Annotated in this window: 13 protein-coding genes; 12 read left to right on the forward strand and 1 reads right to left on the reverse strand. The window is 44.7% G+C overall.

The window, feature by feature from the left end; all coding sequences use genetic code 11:
* Positions 1 to 146: 146 nt before the first annotated feature.
* Positions 147 to 395: an RNA-binding protein gene (locus H8S52_RS18345; protein WP_117956061.1), complete on the reverse strand. Its 249-nt coding sequence runs from the start codon at positions 393 to 395 to the stop codon at positions 147 to 149.
* A 674-nt stretch (positions 396 to 1,069) separates the two neighbouring features.
* On the opposite strand from H8S52_RS18345, the gene tig reads away from it, so the two are divergent.
* From tig to H8S52_RS18405, 12 genes are all read left to right on the forward strand, one after another.
* On the forward strand, positions 1,070 to 2,425 hold the full coding sequence (tig, locus tag H8S52_RS18350) for a trigger factor (protein ID WP_186910357.1): 1,356 nt from the start codon (positions 1,070 to 1,072) through the stop codon (positions 2,423 to 2,425).
* A 134-nt stretch (positions 2,426 to 2,559) separates the two neighbouring features.
* The gene (gene clpP, locus H8S52_RS18355) at positions 2,560 to 3,222 is read left to right on the forward strand and encodes an ATP-dependent Clp endopeptidase proteolytic subunit ClpP (protein WP_005658378.1); all 663 of its coding nucleotides are present in this window, start codon (positions 2,560 to 2,562) and stop codon (positions 3,220 to 3,222) included.
* Between the two features lie 2 nt (positions 3,223 to 3,224).
* The gene (gene clpX / locus H8S52_RS18360; RefSeq protein WP_117857655.1) at positions 3,225 to 4,469 is read left to right on the forward strand and encodes an ATP-dependent Clp protease ATP-binding subunit ClpX; all 1,245 of its coding nucleotides are present in this window, start codon (positions 3,225 to 3,227) and stop codon (positions 4,467 to 4,469) included.
* Positions 4,470 to 4,643: 174 nt separating this feature from the next.
* Positions 4,644 to 6,827, forward strand: a complete 2,184-nt coding sequence (recQ, locus tag H8S52_RS18365; RefSeq protein WP_005658374.1) for a DNA helicase RecQ — start codon at positions 4,644 to 4,646, stop codon at positions 6,825 to 6,827.
* 103 nt (positions 6,828 to 6,930) lie between these two features.
* A complete protein-coding gene (gene guaB / locus H8S52_RS18370) occupies positions 6,931 to 8,406 on the forward strand; it encodes an IMP dehydrogenase (protein ID WP_005658372.1) in 1,476 nt (491 codons plus the stop codon).
* A 120-nt stretch (positions 8,407 to 8,526) separates the two neighbouring features.
* Positions 8,527 to 10,083 (forward strand): peptidylprolyl isomerase, encoded by a 1,557-nt coding sequence (locus H8S52_RS18375; protein WP_255470123.1) that lies wholly within the window; start codon positions 8,527 to 8,529, stop codon positions 10,081 to 10,083.
* A 57-nt stretch (positions 10,084 to 10,140) separates the two neighbouring features.
* Positions 10,141 to 10,983, forward strand: a complete 843-nt coding sequence (locus tag H8S52_RS18380) for a peptidylprolyl isomerase (RefSeq protein ID WP_117857658.1) — start codon at positions 10,141 to 10,143, stop codon at positions 10,981 to 10,983.
* A 15-nt stretch (positions 10,984 to 10,998) separates the two neighbouring features.
* Positions 10,999 to 12,366: a peptidylprolyl isomerase gene (locus H8S52_RS18385; protein ID WP_005658365.1), complete on the forward strand. Its 1,368-nt coding sequence runs from the start codon at positions 10,999 to 11,001 to the stop codon at positions 12,364 to 12,366.
* Positions 12,351 to 13,976 (forward strand): OstA-like protein, encoded by a 1,626-nt coding sequence (locus tag H8S52_RS18390; protein WP_005658363.1) that lies wholly within the window; start codon positions 12,351 to 12,353, stop codon positions 13,974 to 13,976. The genes H8S52_RS18385 and H8S52_RS18390 overlap by 16 nt, the downstream gene beginning before the upstream one ends.
* 4 nt (positions 13,977 to 13,980) lie before the next feature.
* On the forward strand, positions 13,981 to 14,271 hold the full coding sequence (locus H8S52_RS18395; RefSeq protein WP_005658361.1) for a hypothetical protein: 291 nt from the start codon (positions 13,981 to 13,983) through the stop codon (positions 14,269 to 14,271).
* A gap of 45 nt (positions 14,272 to 14,316) precedes the next feature.
* Positions 14,317 to 16,209, forward strand: a complete 1,893-nt coding sequence (mutL, locus tag H8S52_RS18400) for a DNA mismatch repair endonuclease MutL (RefSeq protein ID WP_016661680.1) — start codon at positions 14,317 to 14,319, stop codon at positions 16,207 to 16,209.
* Between the two features lie 131 nt (positions 16,210 to 16,340).
* Positions 16,341 to 17,531 (forward strand): OmpA family protein, encoded by a 1,191-nt coding sequence (locus H8S52_RS18405; RefSeq protein WP_060385869.1) that lies wholly within the window; start codon positions 16,341 to 16,343, stop codon positions 17,529 to 17,531.
* Positions 17,532 to 17,726: the final 195 nt, after the last annotated feature.

A 17,726-nucleotide genomic window follows, 5' to 3' on the forward strand; every position in this document is an offset into this window, starting at 1 on the left:
CGGATAGAATTATGTGAGAAAGCACCGAAAAATGGCAATAAGAATGGCATATGAAGTGGTCATGTCCTATCATCTTCATATGCCATCTTATTTTTTAGGGACATTTACTGAATATCCCTTTTTATTTTCTCCTTTAATCTATATGATTAGTATTTCGGAGGTCTTGCTTCTTTTACCACCATCTGACGACCGAAGAATTCGGCGCCGTCCAGTTCGGAGATAGCTTTGGCGGCAGCTGCGCTGTCTTCCATTTCTACGAATGCAATGCCTCTGAAACGTCCGGTTGCGCGGTCCATGATAAATTTAACAGAAGATACTGTGCCGTAGTCCTCCATAACCTTTTGCAGGTCATTTTCCTTAACTCGGTAGTTAAGGTTTCCAACATAAATGTTCATAACGAAAAATGTAAATAATATAAAAATGAATAAAACTCTCTTAGAAAGACAGCCGAATAATAAAAGGATTGCAACGACAGAGAGTTTACAAAAACGTTTTTTCAACGGAAGTAAAAACCATGTAATGGAAATCGAGAAACTAATATGCCATCATTCTGCGACAAAGGAACACATTAATTTCGGATATACAATACTTTTTCTCAATTATTTTTATTTCTCTTGCCATAAGGCGGAAAGAATGCCCCGCTCATCTATATATTTCTTTGATTTTAATGGATTTGTTGTATTTACCTGCCGGCAATATGTTTTCCTGATACAGGTTTATTCCCTTGTTCAGGGGTGTCCGCTGATTTATGACATGTGTACCAAATAATTTCTTCCTTTGGTACACGTTGTACCTTACTAAGGTACGGCGGCTACCACTCTTTGGTACGACGGCTACCACCCTTTGGTACGACAGCTACCACAGTGTGGTATTCCTGCTATCAAGCGGTGGTATTGGGAAGATTGCCCGGAGGTACTGCATTAAAGAAACGGGATGGAAAAGTTTTGGCGGTAGGGGAGGCAAAGGAAATAATTGCTTGTGTTTTTTGATAATTAAAAGATTAACGTTAATTTTGCACGCTCAAATTGGAGAATGAAATAAAGTATAAATCAAATAAATAATTGTCAGAATGAACGTTTCATTGCAAAACATTGACAAAGTAAGCGCACTGCTTACTGTAAAGCTTGAGAAAGCAGACTATCAGGAAAAGGTAGACAAATCATTGAAGAACTTCCGTCAGAAAGCTCAAATCCCCGGTTTCCGTAAAGGCATGGTTCCGATGAGCCTGGTGAAGAAAATGTATGGTAAGTCGGTATTGGCTGAAGAGGTTAATAAGCTTCTTTCTGATTCTGTATATAAGTATATCCAAGATAATAAGGTGAATATTTTGGGCGAGCCTCTGCCTAATGAAGACAAGCAGAAAGCTATCGACTTCGATACAATGGAAGAATTTGAATTCCTGTTCGACATCGCTTTGGCTCCGGAATTCAAAGCTGAGATTACTGCAGACGATAAAGTAGATTACTATACGATCGATGTAACCGAAGAAATGGTTGACAACCAGGTGAAGGCTTATACGCAGCGTAACGGTAAGTACGAAAAGGTAGACGCCTATGCCGACAACGATATGTTGAAGGGTCTGCTCGCCGAACTGGACGCAGAAGGCAACACCAAAGAAGGCGGCATTCAGGTGGAAGGTGCCGTTATGATGCCGGCATATATGAAGAACGACGACCAGAAAGCTATCTTTGCCAATGCAAAGGTAAACGATGTACTCGTATTCAATCCTTATACTGCATGGGATGGCAATGCAGCCGAACTCTCTTCGCTGCTGAAGGTAGACAAAGAAGCTGCTGCCGAAATGAAATCCAACTTCAGCTTCCAGGTAGAGGAAATTACCCGTTTCGTGGCAGGTGAGCTGAACCAGGAGATTTTCGATCAGATATTTGGCGAAGGCGTTGTCAAGACCGAAGAAGAATTCCGTGCCAAAGTGAAAGAGGTTATCGCCAACCAGTTTGTAGCTGACAGCGATTATAAATTCCTGTTGGATGCTCGTAAGATGCTGATGGAAAAAGTCGGTAAATTGGAATTCCCGGATGCGTTGCTCAAACGTATCATGCGTCTGAACAATCAGGACAAGGACGAAAAATTCGTAGAAGACAATTACGACAAGAGCATCGAAGAACTGACTTGGCATCTGATTAAAGAGCAACTGGTGAAAATCAACGATATTAAAGTTGAACAGGATGACATCCTCAATATGGCAAAGGAAACTACCCGTGCACAGTTTGCACAGTACGGTATGCTGAGCGTGCCCGAAGAAATCCTCGACAACTATGCAAAAGAAATGTTGAAGAAGAAAGAAAGCATCGAAGGCCTGGTGAACCGCGTTGTCGAAACGAAACTGGCTTCAGCCTTGAAAACGCAGGTAACGTTGGAGAACAAGAGCATCTCGGCTGCGGATTTCAACAAGATGTTTGAATAAGATTTTGGCGGGAAGCCGCTGATTTTTATAAAGAAACACAGAGTTTGACAAACTATAACTCTGTGTTTTTTTGTGTCTCTGTGTTCTTTTTCGTTTCTTTGCATTCACATTAAAAAATTAAAAAGAGAAAGACAATGGATGATTTTAGAAAATACGCTACCAAGCATTTGGGAATGAACAGCTTGGTGCTGGATGATGTGATTAAATCACAAGCCGGGTATTTAAATCCCTATATCCTGGAAGAGCGTCAGTTGAATGTAACTCAATTGGACGTATTCTCCCGCCTGATGATGGACCGCATCATTTTCCTCGGTACGCAGATAGACGACTATACCGCCAATACCCTGCAGGCTCAATTGCTGTATCTGGATTCTGTAGACCCGGGCAAGGACATCTCTATCTATATCAACTCGCCGGGCGGTTCGGTATATGCCGGACTGGGCATTTACGACACCATGCAGTTCATTAGCAGCGATGTAGCCACCATCTGCACCGGTATGGCTGCCAGTATGGCGGCAGTATTGCTGGTGGCCGGAGCAGAAGGCAAGCGTTCTGCACTGACGCACTCGCGCGTAATGATTCACCAGCCGATGGGCGGCGCACAAGGACAAGCCTCGGACATTGAAATCACGGCACGTGAAATCCAAAAATTGAAGAAAGAACTTTATACTATCATAGCCGACCATTCGCATACATCTTTTGATAAGGTGTGGGCCGACTCCGACCGCGACTATTGGATGACGGCGCAGGAAGCCAAAGAGTATGGTATGATAGACCAAGTCTATACAAAGAAATAAATATGGCAGACTCTAAACGAAACAAGAACAGATGCAGTTTCTGCGGACGCTCGGAAGATGAGGTCGGCTTCCTTATAACGGGGATGAACGGCTACATCTGCGATAGTTGTGCTGTCCAGGCCTATGAGATTACTCAAGAGGCTTTGGATGCCCAAAAAGGCGGTGGCGCTATGAAACTGAATCTGAAAGAACTTCCTAAACCTGTAGAGATTAAGAATTTTCTCGATCAGTATGTTATCGGGCAGGATGATGCGAAACGTTTCCTGTCGGTATCTGTGTACAATCATTATAAGCGCCTGCTGCAGAAAGCGGGGGATGATGATGTGGAGATTGAAAAGTCCAATATCATCATGGTGGGCAGTACCGGAACCGGTAAGACTTTGCTTGCCCGTACCATTGCCAAATTGTTGCATGTACCTTTTACTATCGTGGATGCAACCGTGCTGACGGAAGCCGGTTACGTAGGCGAGGACATTGAAAGTATCCTTACCCGTCTGTTGCAGGTGGCGGACTATAACGTGGCGCAAGCGGAGCAAGGCATTGTGTTTATAGATGAAATAGACAAGATAGCCCGTAAAAGCGACAATCCTTCCATTACCCGTGATGTAAGCGGTGAGGGCGTACAACAGGGATTGTTGAAGCTGCTGGAAGGCTCGGTCGTGAATGTTCCGCCTCAGGGAGGACGTAAGCATCCCGACCAGAAGATGATCCCGGTGAACACCAAGAATATATTGTTTATTTGCGGCGGTGCATTCGACGGCATCGAGAAGAAAATAGCGCAACGCCTCAATACTAATGTCGTGGGTTATGGAGCGGTGCGCAATACGGCATCCATCGACAAGAATAATATGATGCAGTACATTGCTCCGCAGGATTTGAAATCGTTCGGCCTGATTCCCGAAATCATCGGTCGTCTGCCGGTATTGACCTATTTGAATCCTTTGGACCGTACGGCATTGCGTGCCATTCTGACGGAACCGAAAAATTCCATAATCAAGCAATACGTCAAGTTGTTTGAAATGGATGGTGTGAAGCTGACTTTTGAAGATGCGGTGTTTGAGTATATTGTAGACAAAGCTATTGAATACAAGCTGGGAGCTCGCGGTTTGCGTTCCATCGTAGAAACCATTATGATGGATGCGATGTTTGAAATCCCTTCCGAACACAAAGATGGTTTTACAGTAACTTTGGACTATGCCCGTGCCCAGTTGGAAAAAGCGAATATGGCAAGACTTCAAAATGCTTAAAATCAAAAGGTAATACAAATAAAGCAGACTTTTTTGTGTTTTATTGAAAAATATTCGGCGGATTATGCTTGAAATTTAAGAAGTTGTTTATAACTTTGTTAGAGTTCTTGAAAATAAGAAACGTCATGTAGCGGCGTTATTAATAGCTTAACTCAATAAACAACCTAATGAATCATGGCAGGGAAGAAGATTAATTTGACAGACCAGCTGAAGAACTACTTCGGGTTCGACACTTTTAAAGGAAATCAGGAAGCAATCATACAGAATCTGTTGGCGGGTAACGATACTTTCGTGTTGATGCCCACCGGCGGTGGAAAGTCTTTGTGCTATCAGTTACCCTCTTTGTTGATGGACGGCACGGCCATTGTGATTTCTCCTCTGATTGCCCTGATGAAGAATCAGGTCGATGCGATGCGTAATTTCAGCGAGGAGGATGGAATAGCTCATTTCATCAATTCTTCCCTTAACAAGAGTGCGATAGACCAGGTGAAGTCCGATATCCTTGCCGGGCGGACGAAACTGCTGTATGTAGCTCCGGAGTCTTTGACAAAAGAAGAGAATGTGGAGTTCCTGAAAACGGTTAAGATTTCTTTCTATGCCGTAGATGAGGCCCATTGTATTTCTGAATGGGGACATGACTTCCGACCGGAATATCGCCGTATTCGTCCTATTATCAATGAAATCGGGAAAGCTCCGCTCATTGCATTGACTGCAACCGCCACACCGAAGGTGCAGCACGATATCCAAAAGAATCTGGGTATGGTGGAAGCACAGGTGTTCAAGTCGTCTTTCAATCGTCCGAACCTTTATTATGAGGTACGTCCCAAGACTGCAAACGTAGATAAGGATATTATCAAGTTCATCAAGAACAATCCGGAAAAGTCGGGTATCATCTATTGCCTGAGCCGGAAGAAAGTAGAGGAACTTGCCGAGATACTTCAGGCAAATGGGATTAATGCCCGTGCCTATCATGCCGGAATGGATTCGGCCACACGAACACAGAATCAGGATGATTTCCTTATGGAAAAAATCGATGTGATCGTGGCCACGATTGCTTTCGGTATGGGTATTGACAAACCGGATGTGCGTTATGTGATTCACTATGATATTCCGAAAAGCCTGGAGGGGTATTATCAGGAAACCGGACGTGCCGGAAGAGATGGAGGCGAAGGACAGTGTATTACTTTTTATACCAATAAAGACCTGCAGAAACTGGAAAAGTTTATGCAAGGCAAGCCTGTTGCAGAGCAGGAAATAGGCAAGCAGCTTCTGCTGGAAACCGCTGCGTATGCCGAATCGTCCGTTTGCCGCCGAAAAACGTTGCTACACTATTTCGGTGAGGAATATACGGAAGAAAATTGTGGAAATTGTGACAACTGTTTAAATCCGAAAAAACAAGTGGAAGCTCAGGAATTATTGTGCACCGTAATAGAAACTGTTCTTGCGGTAAAAGAAAATTTTAAAGCAGACTATATTATAGATATTATACAGGGAAAAGAAACTTCGGAAGTGCAGGCGCATCTGCATGAAGATTTGGAAGTGTTCGGTTCCGGTATGGGAGAAGAAGACAAAACTTGGAATGCTGTTATCCGCCAGGCATTGATTGCCGGTTATTTGACCAAAGAAGTCGAAAACTACGGCTTGTTGAAAGTAACGGATGCAGGTAAGAAATTCTTGAAGCATCCTAAATCCTTTAAGATTACGGAAGATAATGATTTCGAGGAAGTGGAGGAAGAAGCACCGGCACGCGGCGGTGGCGCCTGTGCGGTAGACCCGGCTCTCTATTCCATGTTGAAAGACTTGCGTAAGAAGCTCTCCAAGAAGTTGGAAGTACCGCCTTATGTTATATTCCAGGACCCTTCTTTGGAGGCAATGGCAACTATTTATCCGATAACTTTGGATGAGTTGCAGAATATTCCGGGGGTAGGAGCCGGCAAGGCGAAGCGTTATGGTGAAGAGTTTTGTAAGCTGATTAAACGCCATTGTGAGGAAAACGAGATAGAGCGTCCGGAAGATTTACGTGTGCGTACCGTAGCCAACAAGTCTAAGATGAAGGTCGCTATCATTCAGGCTATTGACCGCAAGGTGGCTTTGGACGATATCGCCATGTCAAAAGGTATTGAGTTTGAGGAGTTGCTGGATGAGATAGAAGCTATTGTCTACTCCGGTACGAAACTGAATATCGACTACTTCCTGGAAGATATTATGGATGAAGACCATCTGTTGGATATATACGACTATTTCAAAGAATCTACTACGGATAATATCGATGATGCTCTGGATGAGCTGGGAGATGATTTTACAGAAGAAGAAGTGCGTTTGGTACGTATTAAATTCATCTCCGAAATGGCAAATTAATCCTCGGGCTACGATAAAAAAAAGAAAAAATATTGCGTGTAAATATACGGAATGGAATAAAAACCGTATATTTGCACGCAATAAATTTTAAACGCATAGCCCTATGTCATTTATTGCTGATAAGATTGTAATGGACGGATTGACTTACGATGACGTTCTGTTAATCCCTGCTTACTCTGAGGTACTTCCTAAAACAGTCGAACTCTCGACTAAGTTTTCACGTAACATTGAGTTGAAAATTCCGTTTGTAACAGCCGCTATGGACACTGTTACCGAAGCGAAGATGGCTATTGCCATTGCCCGTGAAGGCGGTATTGGCGTGATTCATAAGAATATGTCTATTGAGGAGCAAGCCCGTCAGGTTGCTATTGTAAAACGTGCCGAAAACGGTATGATTTACGATCCGGTAACAATCAAGAGAGGTTCTTCGGTAGCTGATGCATTGGGCTTGATGTCCGAGTATAAGATTGGCGGTATTCCGGTAGTGGACGATGAAGGACATTTAGTAGGAATCGTAACCAACCGTGACCTCCGTTTTGAGAAAGACCATAACAAGCGTATCGATGAGGTGATGACGAAAGACAACATCGTTACCACCAACCAGACAACCGATTTGGAAGCTGCTGCTCAAATCTTGCAGGAGCACAAAATCGAGAAGTTGCCGGTGGTCGATAAAGACAATAAACTGGTAGGTCTGATTACCTATAAAGACATCACCAAGGCTAAAGACAAACCCATGGCTTGCAAGGATAGCAAAGGCCGTCTTCGTGTGGCTGCCGGTGTAGGTGTGACAGCCGATACATTGGAGCGTATGCAGGCATTGGTCGATGCCGGAGCAGATGCTATTGTAATTGATACTGCTCACGGGCATTCCATGTATGTAATAGAAAAATTGAAAGAAGCTAAGAAGCGTTTTCCGAATATTGATATAGTAGTAGGCAACATCGCTACCGGAGAGGCTGCCAAGGCATTGGTTGAGGCCGGTGCGGACGGAGTAAAGGTCGGTATCGGTCCGGGCTCCATTTGTACTACTCGTGTCGTTGCAGGTGTAGGTGTTCCTCAGTTGTCTGCCGTGTACGATGTGGCAAAGGCACTGAAAGGCACAGGTATTCCTTTGATTGCCGATGGCGGTTTGCGCTATTCCGGTGATGTCGTGAAGGCTTTGGCTGCCGGCGGTTACTCTGTTATGATTGGTTCATTGGTTGCCGGAACAGAAGAATCTCCGGGTGAAACGATTATTTTCAACGGACGTAAATTCAAGTCTTATCGCGGCATGGGTTCTTTGGAAGCCATGGAGCATGGTTCTAAAGACCGTTACTTCCAGAGCGGAACGAGCGATGTGAAGAAGCTTGTACCGGAAGGTATTGCAGCTCGTGTTCCTTATAAGGGAACTTTATATGAAGTGATTTATCAGCTGACCGGCGGTTTGCGTGCAGGTATGGGATATTGCGGCGCTGCCAATATAGAGAAGCTGCATGATGCCAAATTCACCCGCATCACCAATGCCGGTGTGTTGGAAAGCCATCCGCATGATGTTGCGATAACCAGCGAGGCTCCGAATTATAGCCGTCCCGAATAAGGATATTCATCCATAAAGATATATGCCCGGAGAGTAAATTATACTTTTCGGGCATTATTTGTTTATGATATTGTATCTTTGTGAACTTGCTTGTTTATTGGTTTTGCCTATTTTAGACAGATGGTTATGATAAGGACTTGTTTGGTGATGATTTTTTTCGGAGTGAGCTGGCTTGCTTTTTCCCAGCAGGACCCGGTGTTGATGCGTGTCAATGGAAAGGATGTGTTGCGTTCTGAGTTTGAGTATTATTATAACAAGGATGCGGCATCGTTTGCTTCCGGGTATGTTGCACCGGAAAAGTATGCGGAGCGGTTTGCAGACTTCAAGTTGAAAGTATCTGCTGCCGAGACAGCCGGTTTGGATACGGCTCTTTCATTTCGTGAGAAGGTTGAAAATTACCGCAACCGGTTGATAAAATCGTATCTGACAGATACGGCTGTCATTGAAAATGAAGCCCGTCGGTTGTATGATAAAATGAAAGCCGGTCATTATGCGGGACGCGTCCGTGTGAGTCATATTTTTAAGTATCTTCCTCAAAATGTATCCGGTCATGCATTGTGTAAAGCAGTTGCCGGCATGGACTCCATTTACGAATATCTCCGGAGGAATCAGACACCTGAGGCTTTTGATGCCTGCGTAAAACGTTTTTCTGATGAGAAACAGCCATTTTGGGTGAGTTGGCTGCAAATGCCGATAGAGTTTGAGAATACAGCTTTTGAGTTATCGGCAGGCGAAGTGTCCCAACCCTTTTTTACGCCGCAAGGCATTCATATTGTGAAAGTTATTGAGCGAATGGAAATGCCGTCTTTTGACGATGTGAAGAATGGAATGGAGGTTTGTCGGGCTTATCGCCACGGGACTGATTGGGGAGTTGAAGCACAGGTGGAGAAGCTGAAGAAAGAATATGGGTATGCTCCCGACAAAACGGGTATGGACGAACTGATACGTACAGGACAAACAAAACGTACGCTGTTTACATTGGCAGGAAAGAACTATACGGGAAATGACTTTATCCGTTTTGCAGCAGCATATCCGGCTGGTATACGCAGGCAGCTGGATGCTTTTGTAATGAAAACTGTACTTGATTATGAAAATGTATGTTTGGAACGGAAATATCCGGAATTACGTTATCAGGTGGAGGAGTATAGGAACCGCTTGTTGCTGGATAAAATCACCGGACAGGAAATCCATAAACGAATCGGGTCAGATGAGACCGGTCTGCAAACTTATTTTGAAAAACATCGTTCCGACTATCAGTGGAGGGAACAGCGGTATAAAGGTATTGTTCTGCACGGAGTAAGCAAACGTATTGTCAAACAAGCCCGTAAATTCTTGAAGAGTCTGCCGGAAGAAGAATGGAAAGATGCGATTCGGTTGACTTTCAATGCCGGTGCACAGCCTCAGATACAGGCGGAGCAGGGAACATTCGCTTCCGGTGACAATGTATATGTCGATGATTTGGTGTTTAAGGGCAAGGACGCAGCGCCTATGGTGTCATTCCCTTTTACTGCCGTGCTGGGTAAGAAGGTGAAAGCGCCGGATGACTATCGGGAAGTAAAAGACAGGGTGGTTACTGATTATCGGAATTGTCTGGAGAAGCAGTGGATAACCCATTTGCGCACCTCGGCTAAGGTTGAAATTAACCAAGAGGTTTTAAAAACCGTTAATAATCACTGATGCAACCGATTAAAGCCGTATCTTCGTACCTTAAAATGTAGTAAATATCAGCTGGTAATGCGAACAACCTGTTTGGGACTTTTAATCCTTCTTTTCTGTGGCTCGTGCAAGGAACAGCACGATCATGGAGGGCGAACGCCGTTAGTGGAATTGGATGGTAACTTCCTTTACCATGAAGACCTGCAGGCGGTGCTTCCCGCAGGATTGTCGAAAGATGACAGCCTGTTGTTTGCAGAGCATTACATCCGTAACTGGGCAGAAGATGTGCTGTTGTATAAGAAGGCGCAGAGTAATATTCCCAACAGCGGAGAGATTGACAAACTGGTGGAGAATTACAGGAAGGCGTTGATTATGCATGCATACCAGCAGGCGCTGATAAACCAAACTCTTTCTGAAGAAATTTCGGAAACGGAACTGGCTGATTATTATGAGAAGCATCAAGAGCTTTTTAAGGTGGAGAGTCCTTTGATAAAGGGATTGTTTATCAAAGTTCCCCTCACAGCCCCTCAACTGGGCAGTGTTCGCCGTTGGTACAGGACCGAAAACCGCGAGGCCGTAGAGCATCTGGAAAAATACAGTCTGCAGAATGCCGTGAAGTACGAGTATTTTTATGACAAGTGGGTTCCGATAACCGAAGTGATGGACTTGATGCCGTTGAAAGTGCCCGATGCCGGAGAATATCTGAATAAGAACCGCCACGTGGAACTGAAAGATACGGCTTTTCATTATTTTCTGAATGTGAGCGATTATCGTGCTGTGGGAGAACAGGAACCGTATGAGTTTGCCCGTAGTCAGGTGAAGGATATGATGCTGAACATGAAGCAGGTGAATTTTATGAAGCAGGTGAAAGAAGATTTGTATCAGCGTGCGGAGAAAAAAGATAAAATTAAGTATTATTAGTATAAGATACCAAGAATGAAGATGTGTATGAACTTTAAGTTTGTAGTTTTATTTGCCTTGACGCTGTTAGCCGGTTCTACCGTTTATGGACAAGACAATGTGATTGACGAGGTCGTGTGGGTAGTGGGCGACGAGGCTATATTAAAGTCCGAAGTGGAAGAAGCTCGCATGAGCGCTTTGTACGAAGGACGTAAGTTCGACCGGGACCCCTATTGTGTGATACCGGAAGAGATAGCCGTACAAAAGCTGTTCTTGCATCAGGCGGCACTTGACAGTATTGAAGTTTCCGAATCCGAAGTCATCCAGCGTGTGGATTATATGACAAATATGTATATCAGCAATATCGGTTCACGTGAAAAGATGGAAGAATACTTCAATAAAACTTCCAGCCAGATTCGTGAAACATTGCGGGAAAATGCCCGTGAAGGGTTGAAAGTACAGAAGATGCAGCAGAAACTGGTTGGTGAAATCAAAGTTACGCCGGCCGAGGTGCGTCGTTATTTCAAAGATCTGCCGCAAGATAGTATTCCCTATATACCGACGCAGGTGGAGGTGCAGATAATTACCCAGCAGCCGAAAGTACCTTTGGAAGAAATAGAAAACGTAAAGAAACGCTTGCGCGATTTTACCGACCGTATAACAAAGGGTGAGACCAGTTTCTCTACGTTGGCTCGTATGTATTCGGAAGACCGTGGTTCTGCCATTCGCGGTGGCGAAATCGAGTTTTCCGGACGTGGTATGCTGGATCCGGCATATGCCAATGTTGCTTTCAACTTGCAAGACCCCAATAAGGTCTCTAAAATAGTGGAGTCCGAATATGGTTTTCATATCATTCAGTTGATAGAGAAGCGTGGAGACCGTATTAAAACCCGTCATATATTGCTGAAACCGCATATTCCGGAAGAATCTTTGACAGCAGGTATGGCTCGTCTGGACTCTATAGCCGATGATATTCGTAACGGGAAGTTCTCTTTTGAGGAAGCGGCATCGGTGCTTTCACAAGACAAGGATACACGCAATAATCACGGTTTGCTGCCTAACCCCAATACCAATACCTCCAAATTCGAGATGCAGGAGCTGCCGCCTGAAATTGCAAAAGTGGTAGACAAGATGAAAGTAGGCGAGATTTCTGAAGCATTTACCATGATTCCGCAGAAAACCGGAAAAGAAGAATGTGTCATCGTGAAGTTGAAGAGCCGTACCAATGGACATAAGGCTACCGTTGCCGATGACTACCAGAACCTGAAAGAGATTGTTCTGGAGAAACGTCGGGATGAAATGCTGGACAAGTGGATTCGTGAAAAGCAGAAACACACTTACGTTCGCATCAACGAAAATTGGAGAAACTGTACATTCAAGTATCCGGGATGGATAAAAGACTGATATTTGGTTTGGTATGTTTGTTCGGCGTTTGTTTGTTGAGCGCGCAGGACAGGAAAAGTGAGCCTGACAAGAAAAAGAAACGTGTGGATTTGCTTTATGCCGATGAGGCGCAGGCGGATCAGCAGTTGCGCCCTGATGTGCAGGTGCTGATTGGCTCGGTCAGGATGAAGCACGATAGTATGTACATGTTTTGTGACAGTGCTCTGATTTACGAGAAAATTAACTCTGTGGAAGCATTCGGTAATGTTCGTATGGAGCAGGGAGACACTTTGTTCATATACGGTGATTACTTGTATTATGACGGTATGTCCCAGCTTGCCATGCTGCGTGAGAATGTCCGTATGATTAACCGCAATACGGAACTTACTACGGATAGCTTGAACTATGACCGTCTGTATAATTTAGGATATTACTTTGACGGCGGTACGCTGACCGATGAAGAAAATGTCCTGACTTCCGAATGGGGAGAATACAGCCCGGCAACCAAACTGGCAGTGTTCAACCATGAAGTGAAATTGGTAAATCCGAAGTTTGTCCTGACTTCCGATACGTTAAAGTACAGTACGGAGTCCAAAATCGCTACGATTCTGGGGCCTTCCGATATAGTCAGTGATAAAAACCATATCTATTCGGAGCGTGGAGAATACAATACCGTATCCGAGCAAGCAGAGCTGTTGGACCGTTCCATTTTGACTAATGAAGGCAAGAAACTTACCGGAGACAGTCTTTTCTATGACCGCAAGCTGGGTTATGGTGAAGCTTTCGATAACGTACAGATGAATGATACGGTAAACAAGAATATGCTTACCGGCAATTACTGTTTTTATAATGAGCTAACCGGTAATGCCATTGCTACCCAACGTGCCGTTGCTATAGACTATTCTCAGGGTGACAGTCTTTTTATGCATGGTGATACACTGCGTTTGGTAACTTACCACATGAATACAGACTCTGCCTATCGTGAAATGCGTGTTTATCACAAGGTGCGTGCTTACCGCACAGATGTGCAGGCAGTGTGCGATTCTTTGGTTTATAATTCCAAGGATTCCTGTTTGACGATGTATACCGACCCTGTTTTGTGGCACGGTGCGCAGCAGTTGCTCGGTGAAGAGGTAAAGGTCTACATGAACGACAGCACCATCGACTGGGCGCACATCATTAATCAGGCGCTGGCTGTGGAACAGAAAGATTCTATCCATTATAACCAAGTGACAGGCAAGGAGATGAAAGCTTTTTTCCAGGACGGAGATATGCGTCGGGTAGATGTGAACGGTAATGTCCTGATTGTGTTCTATCCGGAAGAGAAAGACAGTACAATGATTGGCATGAACTATGCCGAAGGCAGTTTCCTGCGTATTTATCTCAAAGACCGTAAAATGGAAGAAGCTGCATTGATAGGCAAGTCCAACGGCATATTGTATCCTATGGACCAAATACCGGCCGACAAGATGAAACTTCCTTCATTTGTGTGGTTTGATTATATTCGTCCCTTGAACAAGGATGACATCTTTGAGTGGCGGGGTAAAAAAGCGGGTGAAACATTGCAGAAAAGTGACCGGAAACCTTTAACTTCGCCAAGAGATATGCATATAAAACGAACTAAAAAATAATGCTATGGGAATGTTTGCAATGCGTAAGCCGCGGGGATTTCATCATTCATACATTTATGTAGATGAACGGAAAGAGAAACTGGCCAAAATGGAGGAAGATGCCAAACGCGAGTTAGGCATGTTGCCGGAAAAGGAATTTTCGCCCGAAGATATCCGGGGGAAGTTCATTGAAGGCACTACCCATCTGAAACGTCGTAAGGAAAGCGGACGCAGACCGGTGCATCTGGGGGTGATACTGGTGGTTGTGGCATTGCTGATATATTTGTGGTATGCCATTACCAACGGTATTATCTAATTTTTTCTGTACCCTTTATTTCATACTTTATACTTTATACTTATCATGAGCGATATCATTCATTTGCTGCCCGATTCGGTTGCGAACCAGATTGCTGCCGGAGAGGTGATTCAGCGTCCGGCGTCTGTCATCAAGGAATTGGTAGAAAACGCGATTGATGCAGAAGCCACCGAAATACATGTTTTGGTAACGGATGCCGGAAAGACCTGCATCCAGGTTATTGACGATGGAAAAGGAATGTCCGAAACGGATGCGCGTCTGTCCTTTGAGCGTCATGCCACTTCCAAGATACGTGAGGCCTCTGATTTGTTTGCGTTACGTACAATGGGTTTTCGCGGTGAAGCGCTGGCGTCTGTTGCGGCGGTGGCGGAGGTAGAGTTGAAAACCCGTCCGGCTGGTGAAGAACTTGGTACGCGTCTGGTTATTGCCGGTTCCAAAGTAGAGAGTCAGGAGGCCGTTTCTTGTCCTAAGGGAAGTAACTTTTCAGTGAAGAACCTATTCTTCAATATTCCTGCCCGCCGTAAGTTTCTGAAAGCAAATTCAACGGAATTAAGCAATATTCTTGCCGAGTTTGAGCGCATAGCCTTGGTGCATCCGGATGTTGCTTTCTATCTGTATAGTAATGATGCGGAGTTGTTCAATTTACCTGTCATGCCGTTGCGCCAGCGCATTCTCGCCATATTCGGTAAGAAGTTGAACCAGCAGTTGCTTTCGGTGGATGTAGACACGACGATGATAAAAGTTTCCGGTTTTGTGGCAAAGCCGGAGGCATCCCGTAAGAAAGGTGCGCACCAGTATTTTTTTGTGAACGGCCGTTATATGCGCCATCCATATTTTCATAAGGCAGTTATGGATGCCTATGAGCAACTGATTCCTGCCGGTGAACAGATATCCTATTTCATCTATTTCGAGGTAGACCCTGCGAATATAGATGTAAACATTCATCCTACAAAGACGGAAATCAAGTTTGAGAACGAGCAGGCTATTTGGCAGATACTTTCAGCGGCTGTGAAAGAATCGCTTGGAAAATTCAATGCTGTACCGTCCATAGACTTTGATACAGAGGGCATGCCTGACATTCCGGCATTTGAGCAGAGCCGTCCCATCGAACCGCCTAAGGTGCATTATAATGCGGACTTCAATCCTTTCAAGACTTCCTCTGCCTCTTCTTATAGCAGCGGAGGAAGTTATCCGCGCCAAAGCGTAGAGTGGGAAGGGCTGTATTCCGGTTTGGAGAAAGCAAGTAGAATGAATGAGCCTGTCGAGGAAGAACCGCTTGCTTTCGAGGAGGCGGTTTCCGCTGTAACGGAAGCCGTTGAGCCCGCTTCCCAATCTTCTTCTTTGTATTCCGGTGATTCTTCTTCCATGGAGAAGGGGGCACAGCATTTGCAATTCAAAGGACGTTTTATCCTTACTTCCGTAAAATCCGGTCTGATGTTGATAGATCAGCACCGTGCGCATGTCCGTGTGCTGTTCGACCGGTACATGACTCAAATTCGCCAAAGGCAGGGAGTATCTCAGGGGGTGTTATTTCCAGAATTGATTCAATTGCCAGTTTCCGAAGCTGCGGTGTTGGAAAGTCTGTCGGACGATTTGGCGGCAGTCGGTTTCGACCTCAGTCCTTTAGGTGGCGGCAGTTACGCTATCAATGGCATTCCTTCCGGCATCGAGGGGTTGAATCCGGTGGAACTGGTGCGTAATATGGTACATACCGCCATGGAGAAAGGCAGTGACGTCAAGGAAGAAGTCCGGACAATCCTTGCGCTGACACTGGCGCGTGCAGCAGCTATCGTTTACGGACAGGTGCTGAGCAATGATGAGATGTCCAATTTGGTAGACAGCCTTTTTGCCTGTTCCACGCCCAGCTATACGCCTGATGGCCGTACGGTGCTTTCCACTATCAGGGAAGAGGATATTGAAAAGTTGTTCCAGAAATGATGATTTGTACATTATTTATCCATAACAATTAAAAAAAATCTTTTTTTCAGAACCTTTTAGTCTTGTCGGCGTTAATTAATCAGTTTGAATGATAAAGAATTTAATTAACCAACTTAACTATTTTAAGGTATATGAAAAAGATTCTAATGTTGCTGGCTTTGGCCGGCGTATCTGCTGCCACTATGGCACAACAAAAACCTGTTGTTGTAGAGCAGGTTGACATTATTCAGGTACAGGATAAGTACCAGGTAATCACAAATCCATTCTGGAGCAACTGGTTTTTCTCTATCGGTGGCGGTGCATCGGTAATGTATGGAGATAACGACCAGCAGTTGGGTGATTTCGGAAAGCGCATTAGTCCCACGATGAATATTTCTGTGGGTAAATGGTTTACTCCGGGGCTCGGATTACGTTTGCAGTATAGCGGCCTTCAGGCAAAAGGCTTTACCATGGACCCCTTTGCTGATTATGTAAAGGGTACTCAGCGTGCGAATGGCTCGTACAAGCAACGCTTTGATTACATGAATTTCCACGGTGATGTAATGTTCAACCTGAATGCCTTGTTTGGCGGATACAACGAAGACCGTGTATATGAAATCATTCCTTATCTGGGTGCCGGTCTCACTCATAACTATACGAAGCCTCACCGTCAGGCACTTGCTCTGAATGCCGGTATCATCAACCGCTTTCGCATTTCAAATGCAATAGATATTAATCTGGAACTTAGTGCAATGGGAGCCGAAGATAAATTTGACGGAACAGTTGCCGGTAAGGGATATGATGGTGTGTTCAGTGCAACGCTTGGTTTGACTTACCACTTTCCGAAACGTGGTTTCAACCGTCCGACCCCACAATTGATTTCCGCTCTTGAGCTGTCTGCCATGCAACAGCAGATAGCTGAAATGGCTGCTGCCAACCAACAGTTGGAGTCGGCCCTGACCGCTGCACAGAACAAACCGGTGGAAGTTACTGAAACTGAAGTTGTCGTTACCGATCCGAATATCGCACCGCGTACCGTATTCTTCAAAATTGGTTCTGCCGAAGTATCTCCGCGTGAGGTGATGAACATTTCTTATCTGGCCAAACAGATGCAAGAGTTCCCGAACACTACCTATACCGTAAACGGCTATGCCGACTCTGCAACAGGTACTCCTGAATTCAACAAAGAGCTGAGCTTGAAACGTGCACAGGCTGTAGTGGATGTTTTGGTAAAGGATTACGGTATCCCTGCCAACCGCTTGAAAATTTCTGCCGATGGTGGTGTCGACAAGTTTGGACAACCGATTCTGAACCGTGTGGTATTAGTGAAATCTGCTAACTAACAGATAAATAGAAAAGAACAAGAGGTTGTGTCAAAATGCTGACACAGCCTTTTTTTATGCGCAAAGCCCAGACTTTCTCAAGCCCGGGCTTTGTTATTACCCAAAGTTTTCGTATCTTTAGGCATAAAGTTTTTCGTTATGGCAAAGTTACATTTTCGTCCTTACATTCCCAACCAAACCGTTCTTTTTCCACAA

It is taken from the genome of Bacteroides sp. NSJ-48 (genome assembly GCF_014287405.1).
Lineage (GTDB): Bacteria > Bacteroidota > Bacteroidia > Bacteroidales > Bacteroidaceae > Bacteroides > Bacteroides stercoris.